Source organism: Psychrobacter sp. PP-21, from assembly GCF_033790785.1.
Classification (GTDB): domain Bacteria; phylum Pseudomonadota; class Gammaproteobacteria; order Pseudomonadales; family Moraxellaceae; genus Psychrobacter.
On the sequence record NZ_JAMYEB010000048.1, the window covers coordinates 1 to 2,239 of the forward strand.

Consider the following 2,239-nt stretch of genomic DNA (forward strand, 5'->3'; position numbering starts at 1 on the left):
AACCAGTTTAATGGCTTCTAGCTTAAATTCTTGGCTGTAGCGTCCGCGTTTGGTGGTCATATCTTCTCTCCAGTCTTGGTGATAGTATAACCTCTTATCTACTGTCCTATTTCATTATGCCACTACAAACGCAACCATGCTGGAGTATATGCTTATTCGTCAAAAAGATGCGCCTATTATTGACCAGTCTAAAGGAAAATTACGCTGGATAGTGCTGGACGAAGCCCACAGTTATACAGGCTCTACTGCTGCAGAAATGTCTCTCTTACTACGCAGAGTCATGATTGCTTTCGATGTTAATCCTAACAAAGTTCATTTTATTGCAACTTCAGCTACCATTGGAGAGCATAAAGAAGCAAAAGATAACTTAAAAAAATTCTTGGCTTCTCTAGCCGGTGTTGATACTCAGCAGATTCATATTGTGTCTGCCAAACGCAATGTTCCTGATATTCCCTCAGTTAACAATCAACCACTCAATCAGGTTAAATCCCTAGAAAACCTTGCTCAAATTGGTGCTGAAGAGTTAGTTAGTCCTGAGCGCTTTCAAGCACTGGTCAATCATCCTTTTGCACAAAAAATAAGACAACAGTTTGTACGATCTAGTGACAATGGGGTTGTGACTAGAATTCAGAGCCTCAAAGAATTAAACGAATTTTTAAAATATGATATAAATACTCTGCTTATTAATAGTGATAAAAAAATATCCAATATAGACTATTTGCTCAACTGGCTAGATGTCTGCTCCAATACCAAGCATAAAGACAATGCTCCTGCCTTTCTTCCTCTACGCTCTCACTTCTTCCAACGCACCTTATCTGGTCTATATGCTTGTGTAAACCCTAACTGTAGTGGCAAGCACAACACACCAATATCGGGAATAAAAAATAATGGTCAGCCCATATGGGAGTTTGGTTATGTATATACTAATCAACAAACAAGCTGCTCGCACTGTCAGTATCCAGTATTTGAGCTTAGTTATTGTGACGATTGCCAGACCCCGCACCTTCTTGTTCAAAAAGGCATGGTAACGGTAGGAGATTCTCATAAAACAAAATGGATACAGTTTAATAGGCTCAAGGATGATGACTTTACCTTGAATAGATCCTCCACTCTTGACGAGGATGAGCAAATAGATGAAAGGGCTGAAAACGAAGATAATGCCAATGACTTTCAACCCATGCTTCTACTTCCTATTTGGTCTAGTAAGCACAATCTGGTTAAGGAAGTATCCGATAATGAGCTTTCCTACCTATATCCTAGTACTCTTGATCTAGATGGAGTTGAATATACGACAAAATCTGATAATAGAGTTGAAATTATTGTAAAAAATGAAACAGCACAACTACCTCCTCTTAATTACTGCTATTTCTGCGACAATAGCAGCCCTAAAAAGCCGGTTATTAGAACCGCCCGTTTAGGTGCACCTTTTTACATGAGTGCTGCTGCCCCTATTTTGTTAGAGCACTGTCCTATTTTTGAGAAGAATACAGACAGTAAGCCTGCTCAAGGCAGAAGAATGATTACTTTCACCGATAGTAGACAAGGTACTGCTCGCATCACAATGAAACTGCGCCAGGATTCTGAACGTCGCAGTTTACGCCATATTGTATATTACAACCTCGCTCAAAGATTTGATTCTTCGCAGGGTTTAAATATTAAAGAGCTTGCTGAATTAAATAGTCTCAAATTTCAATATGAGGCACTACAAAATGACTCTAGCGCCTCACCTATGTTCAAAGATCTTTTAGAAGACAAAATTACAGATTACGAGAATAAAAGTAAGATTCAACCTCCTGCTTTAAAGTGGGAGGAAGTTATACAATCCATCGCTGATCACCCAGAGTTTAAGTTCTTATCAAAGAGCATCAGTAAAGTTGCTGATATTAATCATATCTATGATGACTTCCAAAAAGCAGAGCTTCTGCTTCTTAATGAAATTGCCTACAGACCAAAGAATGCCAATTCATTAGAGACAATGGGCCTAATCTCTTTCAACTATCCGCAGTTAGATAAAGTGAATATAGATAAATTTACAGAATGGACTAACTTAGGCTTCTCAAGCGATGACTGGAAGGACTTCCTAAATTTGATATTAACTTATTATATTAGGGAGGGTAACCCTCCCAAACTTAAGACACCTAATAAATAGAATTAAGCTGCCTGATTGAGTTTCTGTATCGGTGTAAAACCGCCATTGCCCATGTTTGGGCGCTTATGATTATAATGGTATAACCAGTTT

1 protein-coding gene is annotated in these 2,239 nt (G+C 38.5%); it reads left to right on the forward strand.

Annotated elements, in window-relative coordinates; translation table 11 throughout:
* Positions 1-148 precede the first annotated feature (148 nt).
* Positions 149-2,149 (forward strand): hypothetical protein, encoded by a 2,001-nt coding sequence (locus tag NJD71_RS13455; protein WP_319052410.1) that lies wholly within the window; start codon positions 149-151, stop codon positions 2,147-2,149.
* The last annotated feature ends 90 nt before the right edge of the window (positions 2,150-2,239 follow it).

Coding starts and splice junctions, on each gene's coding strand:
- NJD71_RS13455 (WP_319052410.1), top strand. CDS start 149: ATGCTTATTCGTCAAAAAGATGCGCCTATTATTGACCAGTCTAAAGGA.